Origin of the sequence: Microcystis sp. M049S2 (genome assembly GCF_020245625.1) — a bacterium.
Taxonomy (GTDB): Bacteria; Cyanobacteriota; Cyanobacteriia; order Cyanobacteriales; family Microcystaceae; genus Microcystis; species Microcystis ichthyoblabe_A.
The window spans coordinates 1-26,141 of sequence record NZ_JADBUN010000096.1; the positions used below are offsets into that span (position 1 = coordinate 1).

25 protein-coding genes and 1 pseudogene are annotated in these 26,141 nt (G+C 41.5%); 11 read left to right on the forward strand and 15 right to left on the reverse strand.

The window, feature by feature from the left end; translation table 11 throughout:
* Window positions 1–141, forward strand: a pseudogene (locus IM496_RS08245) (transposase); the annotation flags it as partial.
* Between the two features lie 648 nt (window positions 142–789).
* Here the strand turns inward: IM496_RS08245 and IM496_RS08250 are convergent.
* Window positions 790–1,284, reverse strand: a complete 495-nt coding sequence (locus tag IM496_RS08250) for a hypothetical protein (RefSeq protein ID WP_194014405.1) — start codon at window positions 1,282–1,284, stop codon at window positions 790–792.
* 365 nt (window positions 1,285–1,649) lie between these two features.
* Here IM496_RS08250 and IM496_RS08255 point away from each other — a divergent pair, with 365 nt between their 5' ends.
* Window positions 1,650–2,480 carry a hypothetical protein gene (locus IM496_RS08255; RefSeq protein WP_287661708.1) on the forward strand — a complete coding sequence of 277 codons (831 nt, stop codon included), beginning with the start codon at window positions 1,650–1,652 and terminating at the stop codon, window positions 2,478–2,480.
* Window positions 2,481–2,808: 328 nt separating this feature from the next.
* Here the strand turns inward: IM496_RS08255 and IM496_RS08260 are convergent, their stop codons facing one another.
* The 5 genes from IM496_RS08260 to IM496_RS08280 all read right to left on the reverse strand — a co-directional run bounded on the left by IM496_RS08260 (window position 2,809) and on the right by IM496_RS08280 (window position 6,908).
* Window positions 2,809–3,492 (reverse strand): DALR anticodon-binding domain-containing protein, encoded by a 684-nt coding sequence (locus IM496_RS08260; RefSeq protein WP_287661709.1) that lies wholly within the window; start codon window positions 3,490–3,492, stop codon window positions 2,809–2,811.
* 226 nt (window positions 3,493–3,718) lie between these two features.
* Window positions 3,719–4,633 (reverse strand): DNA adenine methylase, encoded by a 915-nt coding sequence (locus IM496_RS08265; protein ID WP_287661710.1) that lies wholly within the window; start codon window positions 4,631–4,633, stop codon window positions 3,719–3,721.
* Between the two features lie 73 nt (window positions 4,634–4,706).
* Complete coding sequence (locus tag IM496_RS08270) at window positions 4,707–5,222, reverse strand: alpha/beta hydrolase (protein WP_194014413.1); 516 nt, start codon at window positions 5,220–5,222, stop codon at window positions 4,707–4,709.
* Between the two features lie 167 nt (window positions 5,223–5,389).
* The gene (frp, locus tag IM496_RS08275) at window positions 5,390–5,716 is read right to left on the reverse strand and encodes a fluorescence recovery protein (RefSeq protein WP_002746320.1); all 327 of its coding nucleotides are present in this window, start codon (window positions 5,714–5,716) and stop codon (window positions 5,390–5,392) included.
* Between the two features lie 229 nt (window positions 5,717–5,945).
* Window positions 5,946–6,908, reverse strand: coding sequence for an orange carotenoid-binding protein (locus tag IM496_RS08280; protein WP_002777584.1), 963 nt, complete (start codon window positions 6,906–6,908; stop codon window positions 5,946–5,948).
* A 259-nt stretch (window positions 6,909–7,167) separates the two neighbouring features.
* Between IM496_RS08280 and IM496_RS08285 the strand changes: the two genes are divergently transcribed.
* From IM496_RS08285 to IM496_RS08300, 4 genes are all read left to right on the forward strand, one after another.
* Window positions 7,168–8,589 (forward strand): hypothetical protein, encoded by a 1,422-nt coding sequence (locus tag IM496_RS08285; RefSeq protein WP_194014427.1) that lies wholly within the window; start codon window positions 7,168–7,170, stop codon window positions 8,587–8,589.
* Window positions 8,558–11,443: a tetratricopeptide repeat protein gene (locus tag IM496_RS08290; RefSeq protein WP_287661727.1), complete on the forward strand. Its 2,886-nt coding sequence runs from the start codon at window positions 8,558–8,560 to the stop codon at window positions 11,441–11,443. The genes IM496_RS08285 and IM496_RS08290 overlap by 32 nt, the downstream gene beginning before the upstream one ends.
* A gap of 238 nt (window positions 11,444–11,681) precedes the next feature.
* On the forward strand, window positions 11,682–11,891 hold the full coding sequence (locus tag IM496_RS08295; protein WP_002760925.1) for a hypothetical protein: 210 nt from the start codon (window positions 11,682–11,684) through the stop codon (window positions 11,889–11,891).
* Window positions 11,888–12,142 carry a type II toxin-antitoxin system RelE family toxin gene (locus IM496_RS08300; protein ID WP_002760924.1) on the forward strand — a complete coding sequence of 85 codons (255 nt, stop codon included), beginning with the start codon at window positions 11,888–11,890 and terminating at the stop codon, window positions 12,140–12,142. The genes IM496_RS08295 and IM496_RS08300 overlap by 4 nt, the downstream gene beginning before the upstream one ends.
* 192 nt (window positions 12,143–12,334) lie before the next feature.
* Here IM496_RS08300 and IM496_RS08305 read toward each other — a convergent pair whose 3' ends face one another.
* From IM496_RS08305 to IM496_RS08330, 6 genes are all read right to left on the reverse strand, one after another.
* Entirely contained in the window at window positions 12,335–13,300 is a 966-nt protein-coding gene (locus IM496_RS08305; protein WP_287661711.1) for a permease, read from the reverse strand.
* Window positions 13,301–13,583: 283 nt separating this feature from the next.
* On the reverse strand, window positions 13,584–14,921 hold the full coding sequence (locus IM496_RS08310; protein ID WP_287661712.1) for an anthranilate synthase component I: 1,338 nt from the start codon (window positions 14,919–14,921) through the stop codon (window positions 13,584–13,586).
* A gap of 129 nt (window positions 14,922–15,050) precedes the next feature.
* On the reverse strand, window positions 15,051–15,428 hold the full coding sequence (locus IM496_RS08315; RefSeq protein WP_002734118.1) for a hypothetical protein: 378 nt from the start codon (window positions 15,426–15,428) through the stop codon (window positions 15,051–15,053).
* Window positions 15,429–15,464: 36 nt separating this feature from the next.
* Window positions 15,465–17,183 (reverse strand): ABC1 kinase family protein, encoded by a 1,719-nt coding sequence (locus tag IM496_RS08320; protein ID WP_194014419.1) that lies wholly within the window; start codon window positions 17,181–17,183, stop codon window positions 15,465–15,467.
* Window positions 17,184–17,354: 171 nt separating this feature from the next.
* Window positions 17,355–18,059, reverse strand: coding sequence for a Uma2 family endonuclease (locus IM496_RS08325; protein WP_287661713.1), 705 nt, complete (start codon window positions 18,057–18,059; stop codon window positions 17,355–17,357).
* A gap of 159 nt (window positions 18,060–18,218) precedes the next feature.
* Entirely contained in the window at window positions 18,219–18,458 is a 240-nt protein-coding gene (locus IM496_RS08330; RefSeq protein WP_287661714.1) for a hypothetical protein, read from the reverse strand.
* A gap of 8 nt (window positions 18,459–18,466) precedes the next feature.
* Between IM496_RS08330 and IM496_RS08335 the strand changes: the two genes are divergently transcribed.
* Window positions 18,467–18,733, forward strand: coding sequence for a glutaredoxin family protein (locus IM496_RS08335; protein WP_002750529.1), 267 nt, complete (start codon window positions 18,467–18,469; stop codon window positions 18,731–18,733).
* 3 nt (window positions 18,734–18,736) lie between these two features.
* On the opposite strand, the gene IM496_RS08340 is transcribed toward IM496_RS08335, so the two are convergent.
* A complete protein-coding gene (locus IM496_RS08340) occupies window positions 18,737–19,918 on the reverse strand; it encodes a serine hydrolase (RefSeq protein WP_287661715.1) in 1,182 nt (393 codons plus the stop codon).
* Window positions 19,919–19,945: 27 nt separating this feature from the next.
* The gene (locus tag IM496_RS08345) at window positions 19,946–20,746 is read right to left on the reverse strand and encodes an RNA methyltransferase (RefSeq protein WP_287661716.1); all 801 of its coding nucleotides are present in this window, start codon (window positions 20,744–20,746) and stop codon (window positions 19,946–19,948) included.
* Between the two features lie 36 nt (window positions 20,747–20,782).
* Here IM496_RS08345 and IM496_RS08350 point away from each other — a divergent pair, with 36 nt between their 5' ends.
* From IM496_RS08350 to IM496_RS08365, 4 genes are all read left to right on the forward strand, one after another.
* The gene (locus tag IM496_RS08350; protein WP_071846465.1) at window positions 20,783–20,938 is read left to right on the forward strand and encodes a DUF2256 domain-containing protein; all 156 of its coding nucleotides are present in this window, start codon (window positions 20,783–20,785) and stop codon (window positions 20,936–20,938) included.
* A 169-nt stretch (window positions 20,939–21,107) separates the two neighbouring features.
* Entirely contained in the window at window positions 21,108–22,256 is a 1,149-nt protein-coding gene (locus IM496_RS08355) for a glycosyltransferase family 4 protein (RefSeq protein WP_104395714.1), read from the forward strand.
* A gap of 9 nt (window positions 22,257–22,265) precedes the next feature.
* Window positions 22,266–23,600 carry a TrkH family potassium uptake protein gene (locus IM496_RS08360; protein WP_194017442.1) on the forward strand — a complete coding sequence of 445 codons (1,335 nt, stop codon included), beginning with the start codon at window positions 22,266–22,268 and terminating at the stop codon, window positions 23,598–23,600.
* A 99-nt stretch (window positions 23,601–23,699) separates the two neighbouring features.
* Window positions 23,700–24,389 (forward strand): potassium channel family protein, encoded by a 690-nt coding sequence (locus IM496_RS08365; RefSeq protein ID WP_046662432.1) that lies wholly within the window; start codon window positions 23,700–23,702, stop codon window positions 24,387–24,389.
* Window positions 24,390–24,521: 132 nt separating this feature from the next.
* Here the strand turns inward: IM496_RS08365 and IM496_RS08370 are convergent, their stop codons facing one another.
* A complete protein-coding gene (locus IM496_RS08370; RefSeq protein ID WP_287661717.1) occupies window positions 24,522–26,120 on the reverse strand; it encodes a SpoIID/LytB domain-containing protein in 1,599 nt (532 codons plus the stop codon).
* Window positions 26,121–26,141 lie beyond the last annotated feature (21 nt).

Here is a 26,141-nt window from a genome sequence, read left to right on the forward strand (position 1 = left end):
CGGGGAAAAACCTCTGTGGACTGGTTTTTTGGCTTTAAACTGCATTTAGTGGTGAACGAGGAAGGAGAATTGCTCAACGTTCACCTTACCCCCGGCAATGTGGACGACCGCAAACCCGTGAACAAATTGCTACAATCCTTGGTAAAACCTGATAGTTTTATCGACGTAATAAGCAGAAAAATTGGCTAAATTAACAGGATGTAATCTCAGACAATTTCAAGAGAGATAGGCTTTTAGTGGCTTGGGAACAAGCTTTATCAATTTATTCATAAATAAATATTGGCAGAAGATTAAAGATTAGTTATTGTGACTAAATCTTTTGATTAGAACAAGATAAACTTGAGAATCTTCAGTCAAATTTATTGACTCAAAATCAGCTGTACTTAATTTAAATGAATCAACCCTACCCTTATCAAGGGGGGTAGGGGGGATCGAACCTAAAATCTATTTTTAATTTAATTATAACTAGCTACTTATCATGGAAAATAGTATAGTCTAAGAAACTCCCCTTAATCATACCATAGCCAGTAAACCTTTTGAGAATACCAAATCATCAGACCTCTTGTAAAAATCAAAAATTGTTGTTAGGATTAGAAGTCAGTAGTCAGGAGAATTGAGAATGAATAATAATCAATTAAATAGTCTATTTACGGATTTTATGCCATTTAATACTTATTTTTGACGTTTTTGAATACTCAAAAATTAATTATGCAAGAGATATTATCTAAATTACTTGTTAATACTGCACACTTAAAACTCAAATCTGATAACTGATAACTGATAACTGTTTTATTCGGCTTTTACCAAACCCTGAGAGCGAATACAGGCCTGTTCCCAGCGACAATCGGGATTAACTTCCACTGGTTTGAGTCGCGCCCAGATTTCGCCTTGATCATCGGCATAAAAACTATCGATAATAGCAGGAATACGAGTACCAAAAGGTTCAGTAATCAGGACAGAATCGGTCAGATTAAATACTTCGCCATTAGCTCCCGTCGCTTTTTCGATGACGGGAATTTCTGCTTTGGGAATCGGTTTTCGGAATAGAGGAGCCGAATCGAAACGGGGACGGAGAGGAGATTTTATCTCACTACTGACTGATTTTACCGTTTCCTCGGCTGGTTTTTCCTCAATTATTTCTGGAGGGGTTTCTGGGGGTTTGGGGGGTACTGCAGCTCTAGACCCCTTTTTAATAATTTGTAGAGGTTGTAGGGGAGGAGTGGCTTTAATTGGCTCTTCGGGGGGTTCAGGGGTGCTAGGGGTTTTCTTCGGGGGACGTGGCATGATACGACAAGGAAAATAAAAACTATAGGATTATTGAAGCACATCGAGCCGCTAACCCGCTCGACCAGTGCTTGTATCAATTTTGCTGTGGCTAATTCTTCCCTGGCCCCAGGGCCAGACACCCGCACTACAGCTATCTACGAATTAGTCGATTCCCCTCTCCCCTCCAACTTATTGAAAAAATTTCTCATTAAGTATTGACAAAAATTCTTAATAAGCTTATAGTTATTTATAGTGTTCTCCTCTCAAGGATCGGCAGTGGAACCGCGCGGCAGTCTCTAACAATGCGGTTCCCATTTTTTTTTGGAACGATAGAAGGCTTTTAACGTCTCTAAACTTCTAGGTTTCCTCATCCTTTGGCTTTTATGAACGATAATTCCGACCTGTACCTCGATCACCTCACCTATGCGGATACTGTCATTACTGCTGAAATTGTCGAGCATGAGAGTCAATCAACAGATGAGACAGATTGGGCAGCTCTATCCTCTCATTTACGTCAACAAAATCAAGAATTACAAGCGGAGATCTGGCGACGGGAGCAAGCTCTGGCAGAACTGCGATCGCGGTTAGCCGAGCAACATCGTCGCTTGCAAAGTTGCGATACCCTAATCCAGCAGCAAAACGAGGAACTGCAATACGAAAAGCAACAATTACAGCGAGCTTTAGGGGAAATCGAACAGTATCGTCAAGCAGAACAACGGCAACCGATGATTATTGCCAATTTGACCGCAGAATTGACCCGCACGCGCCAACAATTAGCCCGTTTAGAGCGAGAATGTGCCTTAATTCAGGAAAGTTATCAGGAAAAAAGCCAAAAACTGTGCAACTATGACCAGCAATTGCAGGAATTACGCACCCGTCTCCAACGTCAGCAACGCTACACCCTCCAGTATAAAGCGGCCTTGGCCCAGTATTTCCAGCGCGGTAGCGATCGCAATTTTTTCCCAGATTTAGCCATTGTTGCCAAGGCATCTGCGATCGAGCCTTGGTCTCAGACAGAGAATCAAGAAAGCGATGAAGTGGCTCCCATGGATGAGTTTTTAGCGGAATTAGAGACAATTGAGCCAGTAGAATCGTTAAAGAAGAAAGACAGGGATTGGCCCGCACCTATCATCTCCCCTTCCCCGAAATATTCCTCTTTTCGGGTTGATTTGCCCACTTTTATTAAATATCGCCAAGAAAAAGATAATTCCTGAATAACAGAAAGAGAGCCGGCGACTGTCCATGTTTCGTCTCGGCTCTCTATTCTGGTTCGCTCCTCACACTAATTAAAATCTATCATAAGCTGGTGATTTTATCTACTAAATTCACAAAAGTTGATATTTTTATAAGTACCTAAGCAAAATTAATTACACATCCAAGCCGTCAGCAGTTACTCCGTCAGACTTCGGCGTGAGCTTTTGTCAAACGCTTTTTGCTGTGATCAGTAAACAGTGAACTAAAAACTCAAATCTGATCCCTGATAGCTGTCTCCTGTCCCCCGTCTCCCGTCTCCTGTCTCCTGTCTCCTGTCTCCTGTCTTCGTTAAAGTTCCGTCATCGGCAGCAGTTGCCATTTTTGACGGAGAAGACGGTTAAGTAGTTTTTGACTGACGCTAATCAGGATTAATCTCGATCGCTGAATTGGGGCCGATTCTCCGATAATGCGACAGTTACGCTCAAAATTGAGCATCGCTTCGCAAAAATTCGCGGTTAGGGGATAGAGTTTCTGACGTTCCCAACAATCACAAACGGTTAAAATTTGCAGTATTAAGGCTATTTCGGCGGGATGATGCCACGATAATAGTTCTGGCTCGGTTAAACTAATTTTTTCCCGATTGAGCAGTTGTAACAAACCAGAATAGCGAGCGTGGGTGTATTGAAATAAAAAGAAAAATTCTCCTCTGGGATGGAGAGGAAGCTCATCCGAGAAAAATTGATCGATTAAATCGTTTAGTTTCAGTAACCAAAAGGACAAAAATTGCTGATCTAATAATAATTCTAGCCATCCTTCCCTAAGCTGAATTTGTGGAAAAAGGGCGATTAAATGGTTAAATATGGTTTGACATTGAGCGGGCGTAAAATAATAAAACAGAGGTGAACGATAGAGGATAATATCCGTTTTTGGGCAACGATAGAAAGTTAATTTATGGTTGTTTTCTGGAAAAATATTAATTAATTGTTGTTTTAAACAATGCTCGATCGAGGGGTGATTGCAGATAAAATTCATACTCAGAAGGGTAAACGTAGTCGTGCCAAATTAATTGCCATTGGCGAGATAAGCACTGTGGTCAAAGCAAATTTTTGGCTTAAGATGGATATAGGCAATCGGATAGTCTTTCTCTTATCAGAAACTCCAGACTATCTCTAGGGGCTTACCTCTGTCAATCTGGGGGGTTGCACTTCACTTTTGCATGGGCGATTCATGTCGTATTTTCTGTTAGGCTTAATTTTTGTCAATTATTGATCAGTAATTCCAGGATTTCTCCCCTATTATTGCCCTGGGAATTAATATTTCGTCGAGCTTTTACCCTTTGAATATTATAATCTTTATATAAATCATCAAAAAAATTATTGTCAGAGTCAAAGTTTTTAAGGTCGGAGTTACTTAAAATAAATTTATAACCGGCCTGATCCACTCGATCGATAAATTGTTTTAATCTTATTTGCTCCTCATCGTTAAAATTTTCTTTAGTATAAGAGGTAAAAGCTGATGTTTTTTTAATCGGTTTATAGGGAGGATCAAAATAAAATAAAGTCTTGTTATTGGCATAGTTTAGGGTTTGGACAAAATCTCCTTGTAGGATCGTTACTTTTTGTAAATGATGGTTGACAGCTAATAAGTTTTCTTCATTGCAGATCAACGGTTTGACATATTTTCCAAAAGGGACATTAAAAAGTCCTTTGCTATTGACTCTATAAAGTCCATTAAAACAAGTTTTATTGAGAAATAATAACAAAACTGTTTTTTCTACATCTTCATCACAGCCACGAGAATTAAATTCTATTCTTTTATCTAAAAAAAACTTTTGTTGTTCCTCTAGATTTTTAAGTTCATAAAAATCCTGCTGGATTTTTTTAAGTTTGACTATTAATTCTTTGACATTATTTTTAATAACATTATAAGCCATGATTAGATCAGGATTGATGTCATTAATAATGACTTTTTGGACAGAAGAAAAATTATTTAAAACTGAGAATAAAACCGCCCCACCTCCGACAAAAGGTTCAATGTAGTTAAACTGACAATCCTGAGAAATCTGGGAATTAATCAAAGATAGAATATTGGGAACCAGTTGAGTTTTGCCTCCCGCCCACTTTAAAAAAGGTTTGCCGCTAACTGTTTTCCTTTGAGACAAAGAAGTAGTCATTATTATTGCTAGATTATCCTAATCTATTCAATTTACAGCGCAATTCAAGAAAACCTGAAAGGCGGATTTGGGATCAGAAAGGTAAACGGGGCATTTTTTTCAATACTGACTCAATTTGGTTGATTAAATCCAGCAGACGATTGCCATCCACATGAACCTCGCTGGTGGGATAATTGGCAAGGACTTCGATGATTTGAATCTCATTGTCGTTGAGGGCAGAAGTGACTAAGGAACCCCGTAAAGCTTGCCGACTAGCGGCTCGATTGGGGGTGTGGACAATTTCGGCGGCATAATCTAGCAAACTTTCGCCAAAAAAACTATTAAGAAATTTGGAAAGAAAGACGGCATCCACCGCTACCCGACGATTAAGGATTTTGCGGAATTCTTCGGGTTTTTGGTTAGCCATCTTTAATTGTGCCGCCAAAGCGGGAGCTAATTCGCCTGTTTCGCTCAATTGCTTTAATTCTGATACCGATACAGACCCTTGGAAGATGTAGTATTTGATGATAGCTGATTCGGCGGCTGACAAAGATTGACAAACACCGAGAAAGATAGATATTCCTAGGGGAAGTAAAAGATTTTTGAACATAAACCAAAGGTGCAAAACAAGCGAAAAGCGATCGGGATGATTGACTCATTCTAGCGGAATTGGTTGCCGCTTAGGAAAAACTTAAGACGGTGTGGATTATCTAGAGATGAATTTTCTAGTCACCCAACTAGAAGCAAAAAGCTGATGGCTTAATGCTAATCATTAATTTACATTCGCGAGAGAGCAGCGATTTTTGCTAGTTTATCTTTTTCCAAACCGTTGAGATCCTCTAGCTTTAACCATCCTTCCTTTAATAGTTGAGCAAAGACAAAAATTAGGGAAGTATAGCGATAGTCATATTTACCATCAATCTGATGTCGTCGGGCGCTTAGATAATCGTGCATTTGCCAGATATCATCTAAAACCGTGATCTGACCAGACTGTTCTTTAATATGTTCTATTAAAGTGCTAGTTTCTCGCTGATAGGCTTTTTGGAAAGCAGTTTGAGCAATTTCTTGTTCGGTATCTGACCAAATTATTTCACTCATAGGCATGATTTTAGTTTTAGGGATGATAATTTTGGATTTTTGAACTACCTCGACTCTTTTCGCCCACATCTGTAAGAATAATTGTTTAGTTATTCTTACCTAGATCGGAGAAGAAACCGGTGTATTTACCAATTTTTTTAAGTCAGCCTTTTAATTGTATAAAAAAAAGAGTTCACTTGACAAGGAACTCTAATAAGTTTCATCAGAATTTTTAATGATTTCTCTCAGTAGCTATTTAGCCACGGGCAAAGTTTAATAATTCTTTCGGAGAAGCTAATAAATCGATCGCTACGAAGAAAATTTTATTATCAGGAGTTAGGAGGAAGCGCCATGCCATATTCATACCCACACCTGCACCAAACCAAGGAGTTTGTACTTTTCCCGTCACTTTAATCTGAGTAAAACCGTCATCGGCGGGTTCTACTACACCGCGTTCGGGGATTAATTTCAAATTTTGGCATTCTTCCCGGAAAAAGCGATATACTGCCTCTTTACCGACGACGGGACGTTGGAAAGGTGGTTGCAGAGCGCCGTCAGGGGTGAATAATTCAATTAATACATCAAAGTCATTAGCATTGAGGTTGTCCATATAGTTGAGGACGGTGGCATTGGTAACGCCTTCAATGCTAACTTTGGTCCGTTCGGCAATATTTTGGGGGGGAACCACGGGTTCGGAAATACGGTTATAATCGCCCAGTTTCTTGGGATCGTAGCCCATATCCACCACACAATTCCGCAGAACGGTGATTTGTTGTCCCGACTCTAATTTTTTAATCCCGTCTAAAACGGCACTAGCATTAGCAGATAGTTCATAACCCTTGGGAATTGGCGCAACACTGCCATCTTCCATCCATTGTCCTAATTGATACCAGAATCCCAGCTTGATATTAGCAGACCAAGTGCCGTAGGTACGACAAATCGGGGTGTCAGCATGGTTGGCTAAGTCGCACATCACCTGCGACTGTTGCAGGGGTGACATCTGCCGAATTTCATTCATGGTTTTTTCGGCAAAGACCATACTAGCAGCGCCGGGGGCGGCAACGGTGATGGTTTTGCCCATTTCTAGGTAGGCAAACCAAATCAAGGCTAGTTGATCTTCGGTATTCAGCTGATTGAAACGCGCAATCGTGGCGGGAACCACATCCGCTGATAGCGTGTTGGGGAAAATGCTCCGCGCTGATTCGATCGTAAACGGCATAGATTCACCTTGAAGTAAAGTTTTGTATCAATTTACCAGCATTCTATCATATTTGCGCCCCAAGGCAGCACCCCTGGGGAAACTTTCCCAAAAAAAGCTGTACTTTAGATCACACTTACCCAGTATTATCACAAAATCTTAATGGTTGAACAACTGTTCTATCAATTATCTGGTTTTGCGGCAGCAACGAGCGATCGCCTTTAGTTTGGCGATGCTATATAATAAAAAGTATCTCCAGAGAATGATTTTTCCTGTCTCTATGCAACACCCCTCTCTGACTCGCTTTGAACCTGCGACTACTCTTGATGAAATCCATTTAACTATATCTCCTGAACCCCTATTAACTCAGAAGGAAATAGATGCTTTTTATCGAGAAGAAATGAATAAAGTGAGAGGGGAAGATAAAATTCAGCGTCTAAAATTAGGGTTAAAACGGGTCATAAATACGCAACAATATTACAAAGCCTGTTTAATGGGACACACGGGGGTAGGCAAATCGACAGAATTAACTCGTTTAATTAATGATCATGAGATTAAACAGCATTTTGAACCCCTGCGATTTAGTGTTTTAAGTGAACTCGATGCGATTAATTTCAGTCCCCTTGATGTGTTTCTCTTTATGGTGGTGGAAATTGTTGAGAAAACCGCTAAAATTTCTCGACAACCCAGTGATGAAAATTTACAAAAGCTTTGGGATTGGTTTAGTTCTGAAGAATTTACCCGCAAGGAAACCAGAGAAAGTCAAATCAAAACGGAAGCAGGAGCGGGAGTAAAGGAAGATTCTTTCTGGAATAAAATTCTCGGACTTTTTGCCTCTCTCAAGGGAGAATTCCGGTTTGCTTCCTCGCGAGAGAAAAAAGTTGTTGAATACCGTCTTTCCCGTTCCAGAGATTTAATTAATATTGCTAATCAACTCCTGAAAGAGTGTAATCAGAACTTACAGGAAACTATGCAGAGAAGCTGGCTAATTATTGGAGAAGACTTCGATAAAGCTGGTGTTTCACAAGAAGCGGTCAGGGATTTATTTTTAAACTATTCTAACATTTTCAAAGATTTAGACATTCACATTATTTTTAATATTCCGATTGGATTGTATAATTCATCTCCCGGGATTAACCTCACTTTTGACCATAATCTCCTGATTCCCGATACTCCAGTTTTTTGCCAAAAAGATCATACTCCTAACCAAAAAGGACGGGAAGCAGTGAGAAAAGTTTTAGAAGCAAGAGTTAAATCTAATTTATTTGAAGATGGACAAATAGAGCGGGTTATTATTGCCTCTGGTGGCAATATCAGAGATTTATTTTATTTAGTTAGAGAAGCTTCTGATGAGGCAATTGTCAATCAACAAAATCTGATCATGTCTAGTCATATTAGCAGGGCAATTCGCAGTTTAAGAACAGAATATGAAAGACGTTTAGGCCAAAATCCTTATGATATCGATTCTGTTAGTTATGGGGATAAGGTATTATTGTTAAAACGAATTTATGATGCTAATCCAGAAGCACAAATTCCCAATGAGATATTATACGCTTTATTAAATGATCGAGCGATTCAAGAAGTAGATGGAGACGGGGAAAGATGCTTTATGGTGCATCCCCTTGTGGTTGATATTTTAAATGCTCAAGGTCGTATTCCTACTGGTCCCGATGGAGGTGTCCCCGGTGGTACATCAAGTTAATCAAACTAATCAATCGGAGTTAGAACCGGGTACTATTTCCCATACGGCAGCTCGTTTGCTATTATGGGGACGAAGACCATCTAGAGGTTTAGCTAGGGTGGAATTTTATGATGAGTTTTCCCGTCAGCAAGTAGTTAGAGAATTAGAGAATAAACTCCAAGAACAAGGCATTATTTTTCATAAAATTGTCTTACCAATATGGGAAAAACCTTCTTTTGTCTTGAACTTCTTGTTAACACAATTGGCAGAATTGGAGTCGGGAGTAGTATCAATTACTGGTTTTGAAACCGCTTTTTCTGATGTTTCCCTAGTAGATGCCTTGCAATTAATTAATTTCAATCGAGAAAATTTAGCTCGCTTTAATCTCCGACAAATTTGGTGGATGAATCATGATTTTACTAACAAAGTTATTCGGTATATGCCAGATTTAAATTCTTGGTTTTTCCTGCGGTTATTTTTAACAGAAAATTCAACCCAAGCTACCAACTATAATCAGCTATTTACCGATAAAAATACCGTTCATGATCCCTATAATTTACCAGGAACAGCAGTTAACTTTGTTGGTAGAGAACAGGAATTATCCCGGATTCATCAAGCTTTTCAGCAATCTTCCCCAATTGTTTTAAGTGGGATGGGAGGTTCGGGAAAAACTGAATTAGCTTTACAGTATGCTTGGCAACATAAAGGGGATTATCCTGCGGGTATTTGTTGGATAAATGTCCTTAACAGTGACCCCGGTTTAGCTATTTTATTTTTTGCCAGAGAATACCTGGGTTTAAACATCCCCAATCAGGGAACCTTAAGTGAACGAGTGCGTTACTGTTGGCAAAATTGGCCCGAGGGAAATGCTTTAATTATTTTTGATGATGTGCGTGACTACGACCAAATTACATCTTATCTACCATCAGGAAAAGAATCTCGTTTTCGGGTTTTAATTACCACTCGCTTTAGTTACTTAGGGGTATCGCTATCAACGATAAACTTAGATGTTCTGACAGCAGCGCAAGCTTTAGATTTACTGCAAACCTACTTAGGAAAAGAACGTCTAACCGCGGAGTTAGAGGCAGCCAAGCAACTTTGTCAGTGTTTAGGATATTTGCCTCTAGGATTACAATTACTAGGCAGTTTTCTGAGACAAGCAACCACTGAAACTTTAGCAAATATCAAGGAAAAATTCCCCAAAAAAGGCTTAAAATATCTCAACTCTGATAAGGAGGAAGTCCGCAGTATTAAAACAATTCTGGATCTCAGTTGGCAACTGTTAGAAACAGAAGAACAAAAATTAGCTCTTTATCTCAGTTTATTTGCTTCGGCACCTTTTCCCAAGCACTTAATCATCAGTTTATTTTCTGATGAAGCTAAAGACGAGATAGAAAAATGGTTAACCGATAGCTTGGTTAAGCTTAATTTGCTGAAATCTTTAGGCAATGAATGGTATCAACTGCATCCCCTCATCCGTCTTTATCTACGGGAAAAATTAGAAGGTTCCGAGATAGCCAATACCGCAAAAAGTCGTTATTGTACGGTGATGACAGATACATCGAGAACAGTCCCCCAAACTCCTACTCTAGATATTATTCAAAATCTGACTCCCTTAATTCCCCATATTGAACAAGCTGTCAGGGAATATCCGGAATATATCGCTGATGAGGATTTAGTTTCGTCCTATACGGGTTTAGCTCGTTATTATAAAGGACAAGGATTGTATGCTATTGCTGAACCTTACTATCAAGATTGTTTAACCGCAACTCGAACCCGCTTAGGAGACAATCATCCTCATGTGGCAACTTCCCTCAACAATTTAGCAGCATTGTACGATTCCCAAGGCAGGTACACAGAAGCAGAACCTCTCCTTCTAGAAGCATTAGATTTGTTAAAACGACTCTTAGGAGACAATCATCCCCATGTGGCAACTTCCCTCAACAATTTAGCAGCATTGTACGATTCCCAAGGTAGATACTCAGAAGCGGAACCTCTCTATCTAGAAGCATTAGATTTGAGAAAACCACTCTTAGGAGACAATCATCCCGATGTGGCACTTTCCCTCAACAATTTAGCACACTTGTACGAATCCCAAGGCAGGTACACAGAAGCGGAACCTCTCTATCTAGAAGCATTAGATTTGAGAAAACCACTCTTAGGAGACAATCATCCCCATGTGGCAACTTCCCTCAACAATTTAGCAGCATTGTACGAATCCCAAGGCAGGTACACAGAAGCGGAACCTCTCTATCTAGAAGCATTAGATTTGTATAAACGACTCTTAGGAGACAATCATCCCGATGTGGCACTTTCCCTCAACAATTTAGCAGCATTGTACGATTCCCAAGGCAGGTACAAAGAAGCGGAACCTCTCTATCGAGAAGCTTTAGATTTGTATAAACGACTTTTAGGAGACAATCATCCCTCTGTGGCAACTTCCCTCAACAATTTAGCACACTTGTACCATTCTCAAGGCAGGTACACAGAAGCGGAACCTCTCCTTCTAGAAGCTTTAGATTTGAGAAAACGACTCTTAGGAGACAATCATCCCCATGTGGCAAGTTCCCTCAACAATTTAGCAGGATTGTACGAATCCCAAGGCAGGTACACAGAAGCGGAACCTCTCTATCTAGAAGCATTAGATTTGAGAAAAAGACTCTTAGGAGACAATCATCCCGATGTGGCAACTTCCCTCAACAATTTAGCAGCATTGTACTGTTACCAAGGCAGGTACACAGAAGCAGAACCTCTCTATCTAGAAGCGATTAAGATTGCTACCCAAGTATTAGGGAAAAATCATCCCCATACCCAAACAATTATGGAGAACTATAAAACTATGTTGTCGCAACTCCGGCAGGCAGAATTAAGATGAGTTAGAGTTTAAATGCTTAGGAAAATAGGGTTCGTAGGCGCACGGCTTTTCCATTGTGAATATAGTATCATGTCAAGGGGCTTTTGTCAAGAGAAAATTTAACAACATCCAGACAATGTAGGGTGCGTTAGACGGCCAAAATTTCTGTTTTGACTTCAAGCTAACAATCCGTCGTAACGCACCACCAATCATCGACTATGATTGAATTAATCACTGATAACTGATAACTGATAAAGCTATGACACTCAAAGAACAACTAATTAAAGAAATCGAGCAGACACCTGACACCCTTTTGACTGAATTACTTGACTTTTTGCTCTTTATCAAAGAACGACATACTGCAATAGAAATTACAGAAGAAGAGCAAGCTAACATAATCGCTTCTGAATCAGCTTATCAAGCAGGAGACTATCTAACCCTCGAAGAATATGAGGCAACTCAAGCGTGAACTACAGAGTTATTATTCCGAAACCAGTTCAAAAACAACTAAACAACTTACCCAAACAACAACGCGAACGCTTAATTACTGCCATTAGACTACTTACCGATACACCTCGTCCTAGCGGAGTCAAGAAACTCAAAGGATATGATGACACCTACCGAATTAGAATAGGGGATTATCGCATCATTTACAAAATTCAAGATCAAGAAATGCTGATTATCATATTGAGTAGTATTCATCGAAAAGATGCTTATTGAACCTCTCAGTAGGTGGGTGGAGTGAGAACTATAAAACTATGTTGTCGCAACTCCGGCAAGCAGAATTAAGATGAGTTAGAGTTTAAATGCTTGGGAAAATAGGGCTTGTAGGCGCACAGATTTTCCACTATGAATATAGTATCATGTCAAGGGGCTTTTGTCAAGAGAAAATTTTTCTGACCCGGAAGGAATTCAACCTAGATAAAAACTGAGGATCAGAGCCACTAAAAAACTCATTAACAGGCATAAAATTCCGAAATAAAGGACGATTTTAGGACGGAAAGCTGATAGGAGAAGGATAAAAGCTTTAATATCAATGAGGGAAGCGACCAGTAAAAAAGCTAGAGTGGAACCCACGGACAGATTAGTAATTAAAGAACCGGGGACAAAAGTGCTAAGACTGGCATTAACAGCGAGGGTGAAACCAAAGAACAACTGCACGAGAATTTGAGTAGCGGGAGTATTCCCCCAGGCAATTAATTGACTCTGAGGTAATAATAACTGAAAGATACTAGCGATCGCACAGCCAATAATTAATAATCCCCCTAATTCCAGTGCTTCATCGATAAAGTTATCGAGAAATAACTGCACAGAAATTGGCCAAGCTTGCCTATCTCTAGTTTTATACTCATAAACAAGACTGCCGACTCTTTGTAGGGGTTGACTGGCTGCTTCCTCTGGTAAAAAACTCCCAGAAAGAACTAAACTCGATTCTAGGGGAATTTCGCTATCGGTGCGGGGTTTTTCCCGATAGAAACTAAAGAGAGTACCGATAAAAATTGCCATTAACCACACCGAAAGCGATCGATAGAAGAAAATACTAGAATAGGTGAAAGTCTGCCAAGTTAGCCAAAGAGTGACGATATTTAGGGTAGGTGCAGCGGTGAGAAAGCTAAACACCACCCCTGGGGGTACCCCCTCTAATAAAAATCTTCTAGCGACGGGAATCGTGCCGTATTGTCCGACGGGTAAGATTAATCCGATGGCACTGCCAACGATCGCTCCTAACAGTCGATTACGGGGAAATATCGCCGCTAATCGCTGTTTATTGACGAAAACCAGCAAAAAACTGGAAACGGCTGCCCCCAAAAGTAAAAAGGGAAGCGAGGTCAAGACTAAACTAAGAAAAAAAGTAACAGCGATAGAAATTTGATTCATGAATAGGGTTCAAGATCGGAAGCTATCCTACAAAATAGCAGATAAGGTAAAAAGTAAAAAGATCGGTTTTAGATGCAACAATAGGTAGCTGGTTATAATTAAATTAAACATGGATTTTAGGTTCGATCCCCCCTAGCCCCCCTTGATAAGGGGGGAAGCCGAAGGCGGGGGGATCCCCCTTGATAAGGGGGGTGCCGATCCCCCCTTAGTCCCCCCTTAATAAGGGGGGCATCTGATAATTTTTAATGCCTACCTACTTAGGTTAGTTTGTTGAAATCAAAAATTAAAAAGAACGTAAAGCGATTAATTGTGCCTCAGCTTTATGAAGGGATTCTAACCATTCTTTTTCGGGATCACTATCGGCAACTATTCCCGCTCCCACCTGTCCCCAAACGGTGTTTAAATTCCCTTGAGTAGTCATTAATAGGGTACGGATGAGAATATTCAAATCTAAATGACCCCGTAGGTCAATATAGCCACAGGAACCATAGAATAAATTGCGTCGCATCGGTTCCAATTCTTCGATAATTTCTAGACAACGAACTTTCGGACAACCGGTAATTGTTCCCCCCGGGAAAAGAGCTTTAATTAAATCAATAGCATGATACTTTTTATCTAATTTTCCTTGAACATTACTGACCAAGTGCATAACATGACTATAACGCTCGATCGTCAGTAATTCATCCACATAAACCGATCCCCATTCACAAACTCTACCTAGATCATTACGTTCTAGATCCACTAGCATAATATGCTCGGCCCGTTCTTTTTTATTAGTTAATAGTTCCTCGGCCAATTGTCGATCGAGTGCCTCGGTTTTACCCCGGGGACGGGTTCCAGCGATTGGTCTAGTGCTGGCTATTCCTCTTTCTAATTTGACCAATCTTTCGGGAGAACAACTAATCATTTCTCCCCAAGGGGTGCGCCAATAACTGGCAAAAGGAGAAGGGTTAATCTGTTGTAAACTGCGATAAATTTGCCATCCTTTTGCCTTAGTTGTGCTTTGAAATCTTAGGGATAAATTTGCTTGAAAAATATCACCTTTTCTGATATAATCTAAGGCTTTTTTAACAGCTTTTTCGTAGTCGAGTTGAGAAGTATAAAAGATTAAGGGAGAGGGATGGGGATCGATAAACTCAAAATCGGGGTTAGTGGTTAAAGATTGTTCGTATTTATCTAAATCTTCGGGTTTGCTGGCAGCTAACCAGAGAATTTGTGCTTGGTGATCGAGAATGGCAAAACTATCCGGTTCATACCAATAAGCGACGGGAAAAGGGAGAGTATCAGCTTTCCTGTCGGGTAATTTTTCTATTTCCCAAGCTAAATCGTAGCCTAACCACCCCAACCAACCGCCATGGAAGGGAAGATGATCGGGAAGATGATCACATCGAGTTTGGGGGAGTAAACTGCTTAAAAAGGGCAAAATTTCGCCCAGTGCGGGGGTCCAAAGCTGACGCGGGGAACCAGCACAAAGAGAGTAACGGGAGAGGGAATTACCTGGATAGGGACTTTCTAGTAAGGTAGCGATCGCATCTTGGGAGAATAAGCAGGCAAAAACCTCGGAACCAGTGCGCTGATGCAGAGGAAGCGATCGCCAATGCCATGCTAAAGGTTTTTGCATCTAAAATCGCGGGCCAAAATAGCTGGGAAATTGGGTATAACTAGGGTTTTGGTGTTAGTTGTGGGGGAGTTGATCTTTCCTATCTGCTAACACCTATGATCTTAGTCCTAAATGTTTGCTGCCTCGTAATTATCCCCGATAATCGAGGTCAATTTCTTTAGAACCGCCGCGCTGTAATTGGCCTAACAATTCCCCTAACTGACTCCAAACCAAACCACCGATAAAGATAGTCATCGGGAGAGAGATAGCGTAGGCAACCCAACCATTGAGAATAAATATATCTAATCCCGAGGCCAGGAAAAGACAGATTCCTACACAAATACCGATAAAAGGAATTTGTAAGGAACTAGATTTTAAAAGATTTTGATCGTCTGAACCCTTATTTTTATACCAATTGTTAACCACTTGCTTGAGACTAGCTTCAAAAGCGGCCCCGCAGGTAATACCGATAAATAAACCGGCAAAAACTAGAAAATAGGGCGGTTGGGGCAGAAAATAATAATCCATAGAAAAAGTGATTAACCGATGATGACCTTAAACACTTTAACGCGAACTGGTTTCTCGCGGAAGGACAGCGGCCACACCTTGGGACGATAATTCCCGAAAAGCGCTCATGGCCACATCCAAGAGTCGCCGCGGTTGCAATTCTCCTTGAATTAAACCCCAGAGACGTTGTACTTCGGCCGTGTGGAGACGGTCATCTTCTGTCAAAGCTAATAGCAATTGACGACGCAGATAACGACCTTCTTCCGAGAGAAGAAAAGTGATGCCTAATTGCGCTGTGGGCAGTAAATCGAAGTTACTTTCCGATCGAGCCATTGTAATCATGTTTTCTAGGCGTTGCCACTGGAATTTACCGTCTTTGAACAGCACATCCAATAAACGCCGGCGCAGTTGCGGTGATTCCCCGGTCAGGAGACGTTTAGCGACGTAGGGATAGGCCACTTGGACGATTTTGAAGTTAGGATCGAGGGTGAGGGCTGCCCCTTCTTGGGTGACGAGGGAACGAATAATCAGGGCGAATTTGGCGGGAATCCGGAAGGGATACTCGTACATCAATTCGGAGAAATCATCGGTAATGGTGCGGAAATTGAAGTCACCGACCCTTTGACCGATGGCATTGCCTAAAACTCGTTCTAGGGCGGGAATAATTGGTTTTATATCGGTTTCTGGGGTTAAAAATCCCAGTTTGACAAAGTTGCTGGCTAGGTTTTCGTAGTCTTTGTTAATTAAATCGACGACGCAACTGGCGAGGGTTTCTTTAGTTTCCTCCTCTAACTGGTCCATCATGCCAAAATCGATATAGGCCATGCGACCATCAAAAGTGGCGAAAAGATTACCCGGATGGGGATCAGCGTGGAAAAAGCCGTGTTCGAGGAGTTGCTGCAATCCAGAGGTTACGCCGATTTTAACGATATTATTGGGGTCTAATCCTAAAGCTTTGATTTTCTCGGTATCGGTGAGTTTATAGCCATCAATCCATTCCAGGGTGAGGACGCGGCGACCACTATAACGCCAGTAGATACTGGGAACTTTAACTTCGGGGTTATTTTGGAAGTTGGTGGCGAATTTTTCAGCGTTGCAACCTTCGTTTTGATAGTCAATTTCCTCAAACAGTTTGGTGCCGAATTCATCGACAATCAGGGTGAGGTCGTGGCCGAGATTGAGGGGTAATAAACGGCCGAATTTTTGGGCGGCCCAGCGCATTAGATATAAATCGAGGCTTAAAAGCTCCCGCAGCCCGGGCCGTTGCACTTTAACGGCTACTTCCTCGCCGGTGGGGAGTATCGCTTTGTAAACCTGGCCTAAACTAGCGGCAGCCACAGGGGTGGGAGATATTTCTCGATAGGCTTTTTCTACAGGCATCCCCAATTCTGTCTCGATAAGGGCAAAAGCGATGTGGTTATCGAAGGGGGGAAGTTGGTCTTGCAGTTTAACTAATTCGTCTAAAAAGTCTTTGCGAACGAGGTCGGGACGGGTAGAGAGAGCTTGACCGACTTTGATGAAGGTGGGACCCAAACGGGTGAGAATTTGCCTAAGTTCGCTGGCACGCCTGTATTTATTGGCTTCTTCTTGCTTTGTCCATTTGTCCCAGAGGAGACTGAGGAGAAATAATCCTAAAGACCAAATAATCACGAAAGCGCGACCGAACAATTGCCAAGGTTTATAACGGTATTGTTGAGCGATCGCTTCTGCACTGTAAGGAGTGAACTGTGTTTCTTCTCGTTTCCGGTCAGTTTGACTGTCTTGATGCCGACTCACTAGCTAATCTCTATATATCTTACGCCACTTCATATTGTAGCTAAGTTCTTGACATCAGTATACAAAACTACACATTATTTAATAATTGTTATAATTCCCTGAGAAATTATAAGTATTTATAACTAGACTGCTGGGGTGAGTTGGGCAACCCTAACACCCCCAACCGGATATTTAAGAAATTTCATCGGGATTAATGCCCAATTCTCGCAGCTTTTGGGCTAATTTTTCCGCCCGTTGTTGTTCTCTTTCTTTGGCTAATCTTTCCTGTTCTTTAGCTAATCTTTCCTGTTGCGCCGACTCTTGAGGGGTGGGAACCAATTCACCTGATTCGGTGAAATAGCGCAATTTATTGGCAAAAATTCCTAAATATAATCCCAGTTGCTTACTCCATAAATAACCGTTTTCATTGGGGGTAATCGGTTGGTATTGTCCCTCGATTAAAGTGAATCCTTGCCATTCTAAAGTATTGGGATCAAACCAAAAATATTCAGGAGTCCGGAAAGTATGCTGATATAGTTCCTTTTTGGCTTTTCTGTCCACATTAGCGGTGGAATCGGAGATAATTTCGATGATTACATTGGGATATTTACCCCCTTCTCCCCAGACGACCCAACTTTTTCTGGGACGTTTCTCTGTATCTAAAACCACGAAAAAATCTGGTCCACAAAAATCTCGCTGTTTTAGTTGTCTTTCGTTATAATAAATAGTCAAATTGCCCGAGGCATAGTAATCGTTTCTATCTTGCCAGAGCCAATCAAGACAAGATAATAATAAAATAATTTGTTGTAAATGCAGATCACTTTCCAAGGGTGGTTCATCACTCCATAAATCGGTGGGAGGACAGACAATATCGGTAGCAATATCTAGGGTTGTCATCGTTTATAAACCCATTGAGTCAATTTGGGGTGATTCTAGCAACAAGCCACAATCAATACAATTATATTATAAGTCCGATCGTTTTGCTTGTATATAGGGTGTTAGGAGTCGGTTGGGGAAGTCAGAATATCATGACCTCAATTCCCTTAGTTGAAGGACTTATAAAAACCAGAGGAAAGCAACTAAAATAACAGTGAGAGTGGCGGCAAAAATGAGAGCGTATTCAATTTTCTTATTGATAATACCAATAACCATAACTAGGGTAATTGCCAGAAGAAACACACCGATATAGACTAGATTTTGAGAACCTGAATTAACTAAATTATTATTTAAAGTCGGTGTGGGTGTGGGAGTTTGTAGAATTGTTGATGAGAGACTAATCGTGGAGGTAATGAACATAAATATTTATGACTACCATAGAACTAATTTTATACAGTAAACCGGACTGTCATCTTTGCGAAGGGTTGCTAGAGAAACTAGAAAAAATCCGTCAACCGGAGTGGCAGTTAGAAATTAGGGACATTACCAGTCGAGAGGATTGGTTTAACGCTTATCAGTACGAAATCCCCGTCCTCTGTCAAAAACTGGCCACGGGGGAAAAAATCCTTCCTCGTCTTTCCCCCCGGGCAAATGCCGAACAATTGGCCCGTCTTTTAGCCAATAATTTAACCTAGGGGCTAATTACCCGGACTAGGAATAACGACCGGACTCGGAGAGGGAGAAGACTGGGCGACCGGTTGCGGTTTGGCTGCGGGTTGAGTTTGATACCATTTAAAGTGTTGGTAGGCCGTGCGCGATATTTGTTGAATCAGAGTCCTAGCGTTACTATCATTGTGGGGACGTTTGACCATCACTGCTCCTAGATAGCGTTTGCCGTTGGGCATATCAATAATCCCCGCATCCCCTAACATCGAGCCAATATCACCAGTTTTATGGGCAATATCGGCGGCTTTCTCGATACCTTGGGGCAGCAGGGTGCGAGTGCGCGTTTCCTGCATAATATTCAATAGACGATCGCGGGAACGTAAACTGAGTAATTCCCCTTGATTAACTTTTCCTAAGATTGTCACCAAATCTCTCGGACTTGTGGTATTGGTTCCTTCCAAGTCTGGTAAAGGGTTATTAATTACCGTACTGGTCAAACCCCAAGCTTGAAAACGCTGATTAAGAGCCTTTTTGCCGCCCATGCGCTTGATTAACATATTAGTAGCGGTATTATCGCTAATTACGTTCATTTTAGTGGCGGTTTCTAGGGCAGTATAGGTTTGATTCACTCCTAGATACTGCATATCTCCGGACCCACTGGCCAGGACATCCTTACTGGCCACAAGGGTTTCATCGAGACGAATTTTTCCCGCGTCCACATCCTCAAAAAAGGCCACCAGAATGGGGATTTTAATCGTACTAGCGGCAGCAAAAATAGTATCTCCGCGAAAATTAGCGTAAGCACCGTTATCGAGGTCAATAAATAAGGCTCCCGCCTGTAATTTCGGATATTTGACCGCTAAAGCCTGTAATTTCTGATTGAGGCTGCTGATATTTTCGTTGAAAACTAACGTGGTCGGTTTTGGGGTGACGGGTTGGGGAGTCGGGGAATTAGTAGCGGTGGGTTTTGGGTGTAGGGGTAATTTGCTTGGATCCACCACCGTTAAAACCGTACCAGCGATCGCACCTAAACCGACACCAAGGATAGAGAAGCGGAGAACCTGAAGGAGAAAAGAAGAGATTAGGTTAGGTTTACGCTGTTTTTTTGCCTTTTTAACCGGTAAAGACCTTTTTTGATTGTTTGAGTCCAGGGACCTAGGGGACTCAGGACCGGATTGGACTTTAGTAGGACGACGAGTTACTTGACGAGTCACGGTTTTCCTCAAGGGTATCCAGATTTATTATCGATCGCTAGGAGAATTTTTTTTCTTGCCCTTGAGACTATCAAGACCGAGAAAAAGTTGCCCGATACTTTCAATATGACCGATAATACCCCGCAGCAGGGCTAATTCCTCCACCGTGGGCCGGGCCCGATGATAAAATTGCCGGAATTTCTCCATCCTAGCGGCGGCGGTGTGGGGGTAAAGATAGCCAATTTTGAGCAAAAAGCTCTCCAAGTGCTGATAATAGCCTTCTAGAGCCTCAAAAGTGGCATTAGGGAGCGTTTCTAACCGGGGTTCGAGCCTATTTTCCGTCGCCATTTGGTACAGTTCGTAGGAGCAAACCGCCACCGCTTGGGCGAGATTGAGGGAGGAATATTGAGGATTAGCGGGAATACCAACAAAACGCTGGGCGTGGTTCAGTTCGCTGTTACTTAAACCCCGGTCTTCTGGCCCGAAAATTAGGGCCGATTCCAGGTTAGGGGTGAGTAACCAGGGTAAGGCGGTCCGGGGTGTTTCGAGGGGAGTATTCAGGTGACGGGGTTTCGAGGTGGTGGCAATGATGCGATGACAACCCTGCAAAGCTTCCCCAAGGGTGGCTACCCGTGAACAGTTTTCTAGGACTTCAATCCCGTGTACTGCCATGCGTCGCGCTTCTTCTGCAAGGATATCACAGGCGGGATTGACGATAATTAAGCGACTTAAGCCCATATTCCGCATAATTCTGGCAGTGGAACCCACATTTAAGGCTCCAGCTGGTTCGACCAAAATAATTCTCAGGCGATCGAGTGGGGAACTCTGATTATTTTCATCTACACTCATAGATAAGGCGCAGTTTTTGACTTTTTAATTTTAATCATGGCACGTCAGATATCGAAGTCCGATCTTCCCAGTAAAATTTGTCCCGTTTGCGGTTTATCCTTTACTTGGCGCAAAAAGTGGCAAAACTGTTGGCATGAGGTCAAATACTGTTCAGAACGCTGTCGTCGTCGCAAGTCCTCGGCCAATCAGTAAAAAGCCGAGAATTTTAACTATCAAATAGGCACTCTTGCAAAAGGCAATTTTTAGCTGAGGACTTAGATGGGTAATTAATTTTGCTTAGGTACTCTATTAGCTTTTAATTTTACGGCTAATTTAGTAAGCTGATATTTGGCTAAATTAACTTTTTCTTAAGAGAATCTGAATGCACATTGCCTGGTTAGGAAAAAAATCTCCTTTTTGCGGTAACGTTACCTATGGGCGAGAAGTGACTAATTCCTTGCTCGATCGAGATTATCAAGTCAGTTTTCTGCATTTTTCTTCCGAAAAACCCACCGTAAGCGATTGGCCCGACTTTTACGACGAAATCACCCTGCCACGTCTCTATAGTTCCCAAGTCTATACTATTCCCACCCTGAAATCGAGTCGGGTTCTACAGGATAAACTCAGGGAACTGAAACCCGATCTAGTTCATGCGTCCTTACCCCTGTCTCCCCTCGATTTTCTGCTACCAGAAATTTGTGAGTCTTTAGATTTGCCTCTGGTGGCGACTTTTCACCCGGCTTTTGATAGTAAAATTCGCAATCTCATCTCCAGTACCCAATTATTAACCTACCAACTACACGCCCCTTTTTTAGCTAATTACGATAAGGTAATTATTTTTTCCACCTCTCAACGGGATTTTTTAGTTAAATTGGGAGTTCCCGAAGAAAAATTAGCAATTATTCCCAACGGGGTTGATATTAATAAGTATTGTCCAGGACAATCGAATATTAAAGCGCAATATAATGCCGATTGTTTATTTATTTATCTCGGTCGGATCATGCCGGAGAAAAATGTAGAATCTTTATTGAAAGCTTGGAAAAAAACCAATTTAGGGGGTAGATGCAAACTGCTCATTGTTGGCGATGGTCCGTTGACTCCTTCCCTCAAACCTTTTTATGGGGAAGAAGATGGTATTATCTGGTTAGGTTTTATCGGCGATGAAAATAAACGAATTGAAATTTTGCGCGGGGTTGACGGCTTTATTTTACCCTCATTAGTGGAAGGTTTATCGATTTCCCTTTTGGAAGCGATGGCCTGCGGTGTTGCTTGTCTGGCTACGGATGTGGGTGCCGATGGGGAAGTGTTAAAAGGTGCGGGAATAGTTCTAGATACTAAAGGACTAATTACCCAATTAAAAACTCTCTTGCCTGTATTACGAGATCATCCCGAATTAACCACAATTTTAGGACAAAAAGCCCGTCAAAGAGTTTTAGACTCTTATACTCTTAGCAAAAATATTGATCGCTTACAGTTAGTTTATCAAGAAGTGTTAGCCCAAAAACAATCTTCTCTTAGCTACTTTCACTAAGGAATTTATATGACGATTGCCCGGACAATTTGCTTGGGATTTATGGCGGTAATTTTAGCGGGAACTTCCCTGTTAATGTTGCCTGTTTCTACCACTAGCGGCACTTGGAATGATCCAATTGTTGCCCTCTTTACCTCCACTTCTGCTGTCTGTGTCACGGGTTTAGCAGTGGTAGATACGGGTACTTATTTTTCTTTTTGGGGTCAATTATTTATCGCTTTATTAATTCAAGTGGGTGGACTGGGATATATGACCACTACCACTTTTTTAATGTTATTAATTGGGCGAAAATTTGACCTGAGACAGAAGTTAGCAATTCAAGAATCCTTCGATCGACCTTTCCTGCAAGGTAGTCAAAGTTTAATGAAATCAGTGATTGCTACTACTTTAGTTTTTGAGTTAACAGCAACTTTGGTTATGTTAACTGTCTTCGCCCAAAAGTATGATTTTAGATATGCGGTGTGGTTATCTTTATTTCATAGTATTAGTGCTTGGAATAATGCGGGTTTTGGCTTGTTTAAAGATAACTTAATGTCCTATCAGTCTTCAATTATTATTAACTTATCTATCACAGGATTGATCATTTTTGGAGGTATCGGTTATCAGGTAATTATCGAGTTTTATACTTGGTTTATTTACCGCTTTCAATATAAACGAAAAGGCTTTGTTTTTTCTCTTAACTATAAAGTTGCTATCAGCACAACTATATTTTTATTAGTGATAGGAACCTTGGCTTTTTTACTTACTGAACAGGGAAATGGTGACACTTTTGCTAATTTATCAATTAAAGATAAATTGCTGGCCGCTTGGTTCCAATCGGTAACATCGAGAACAGCAGGATTTAATACCATTGATATTGGTAAAATTTCCGTAGAAGGTTTATCAATTACCATGGCTTTGATGTTTATTGGTGCCAGTCCTAGCGGCACAGGGGGCGGTATTAAGACCACAACTTTTAGGATTTTATACAACTGTACCCGCTCGGTTTTAAGAGGCCGTGAAGAAGTTACTCTCTATCAAAGACGCATTCCCACGCCGTTAATTTTAAAGTCAATGGCGGTGGTTTTTGGTTCGGTTATAGCGATTATTATCTCCACCCTAGCTATCTCATTTGTGGAGACAGATTTTCAAATGATTCAACTGTTTTTTGAGGTAGTTTCTGCCTTTGGAACTGTCGGCCTATCTATGGGTATAACTGCCGCTTTATCACCGATTTCTAAGTTAATTATTGTTTTTATGATGTATTTGGGACGGGTAGGAGTTATACTTTTAATAGCGGCTATTATCGGCGATCCGAAACCAACAGTTATTAACTACCCCGAAGAAAACCTTTTAGTGGGATAATTAATATCAGTTATCAGTTATCAGTTATCAGTTATCAGTTTCTCCTGTCTCCTCACTCATTGACACTAGCATTTTAAATGCGTAACAGTTTAACTTCTTATGCAATCAATTAAATTTTTTAGTAGTATGCGTCCCCAAAATCGTCAATTTGCCGTCATCGGATTAGGCAGATTTGGGCGCGCTGTTTGTGAAACCTTACGCAAACAAGGTTATCAAGTGGTAGCGACAGATATTGACGAAGGATTAGTAGCACAAGCGTTATCTGATCGAATAGTAGATAATGCGATCGAGCTTGATTCTACCAAACCTAACGCTCTGCGAGAAGCGGGAATTTTTGAAACCGATACGGTGATTGTCGCTATTGGTAAATACGTGGAAGAAAGTATCATTACCACTCTCAATTGTAAGGAAGCGGGGGTTAATTTTGTCGCCGCTAAAGCCTCCACAGAAATCCATGGAAAATTACTCAAGAAAGTTGGCGCAGATTTAGTAGTTTTTCCCGAATATGATGCCGGTTGTGAGTTAGCACACCGTTTAACCAGACCATCAATTTTAGAACGATTTGATCTCGATCCCGAACATAGTATTGTCGAGTTAAAAGTCCCGGAGGCTTTTCACGGTAAAACCCTAGCAGAGTTAGAAATTCGTAATCGTTATGGGTTAAATATTGTCGCTGTCGGTAATGCGGAAAAATTCAAGATTAACCCCAATCCCCAAGAAAGATTACACAAGGATTTAGCCATGGTGGTAATTGGTTCTAACCGAGATATTCAGCGTTTACCGATGTAAAATTTAGTCAAATATTTGCTCTACTTAGTTTCTAATCATCTTTTTAGGTAGGAGAATTGTCAGAGCCTTTCTCTTGCCTTTTGCCTATTGCCTCTTGCCTTCAGAAACTGATAACTGATAACTGATAACTGCTTAATTTCCTCGCCAAAAGATAATCGAATTATTGAGAGGTTGGATGGTGGTACCGGGATAATAGAAAGCGAGAATTTGTTCAGGAGACCAACCCAAACGGGCTAAATTATAGGAACCAAATTGACTTAATCCTACCCCGTGGCCGAAACCGCCACCAATAAAGTTATAACCCTGAATCTGTCGATTGGTATCGTAGATAGGATCGATGTAGAATAGGGTACTGCGAGGCGGTCCCAAAGCACTACGCACCTCATTTTTATGCAGTTCCAAAATCCCCTTATCGGTTTGAATGGTCATAGTCAGAATCCGACCGGAAGGAGAGCGTTTAGTCACTTCCATCCATTGGATTTTCTGGAAGTCGGCCAGGGGATGTTTTCGCCGCGTTAAATAGGTTTCTAGGTCTTGACCCAAATCGGCTAAGGAAGCTTGTTTTTGCCAGCGAAAAACCCGTCGTCCCGTCTCATTAAAACCATCTTTAAGATTAATAAACTGGCGAAAAGTTGTCTCATTAGCGAGGGATTGTTTCGACAGATCCCAGACTCGATTAGGGGAGTCCACCACTGCCCGGAGATAAGGTCTTTCTTCCCCATCCCACACATCACTAAAGAGGGCAGTTACTCCGCCGGTGGTGGAGGAATAAAGGGCATCCACTAACTCATTTTGGTAGGTTAAAACCAGTCCTTGGGTGGATGCGATCGCTTGATCAGCCCGAGGATTAGTTCCCGTCAATCCATAATAAACTTGACAATGGGTATCGGCACAGAGTTCGTAATTATCGGCTTGAAAACGGCGGAGATTGCGGAGGGCGTAGGTACGGGCGATAATAGTTTGCGCCTGGGTGGCACTTTCTGGAGCATCATGACCGATTTCGTGGGGTACAACCCCGCGCAGGTAGGTTTCGAGGGGAACGTTATTAACTAGGGTAAAAGTGCCGTAGGCGTTGGGCTGTAGGCGCATAGTTCCCCCGTACAAACGTACCTGATCGGGGCTATGGGTAACTTGAATCAGGTTTTTTTGGCTCTCGATTTCCAATTCTTTGGGAAAATAGCGCACCCCGTTGATCTGGAAAGAAACTTGCGGCTTTTCTTTGAGTAAAACACTATTAATATAGGGTTGATTGTGGCCTTTTGCTTGCAAACTGGTCAGCAACCAACGTCGCACTAGGGGATTTTCATAAACTTCTCGCTTTGCCCAAACCTGCCAGCGTCCGGGTTGGGTAATTTCCACTTTAATGCCCATTTTTGCCCAGTTTTTGGCGCTATTTTCGGCGGTTTCAAAGGTGGCGTGGTCGCTCAAAATGACTTTTTCTTGGAGGATGGGAGAAGCGAGGGGACGGGGAATAACTTCTAATTGTAGGCGATTGGTTTGCAGGGTTTGGGATTGGCCATCTTCTCCCACCACGCGCAGGGTGAGATTATCACCACTGGTACTACTCAGGGTTAATTTTTCCTTGGCTTCATCGCCAAAACGTTGGACAATGCCCACTCTCAGAAGGACATCCTTGGCTATAGCGGCAGGAATTAGGGTTAAACTGAGCAAGATCGCCGCAGTTATGGAACCGATGCTAATTATTGGTTTTTTTTCCTTGATTTTTAGCATAAAGTCAAGTATCTGTTAATA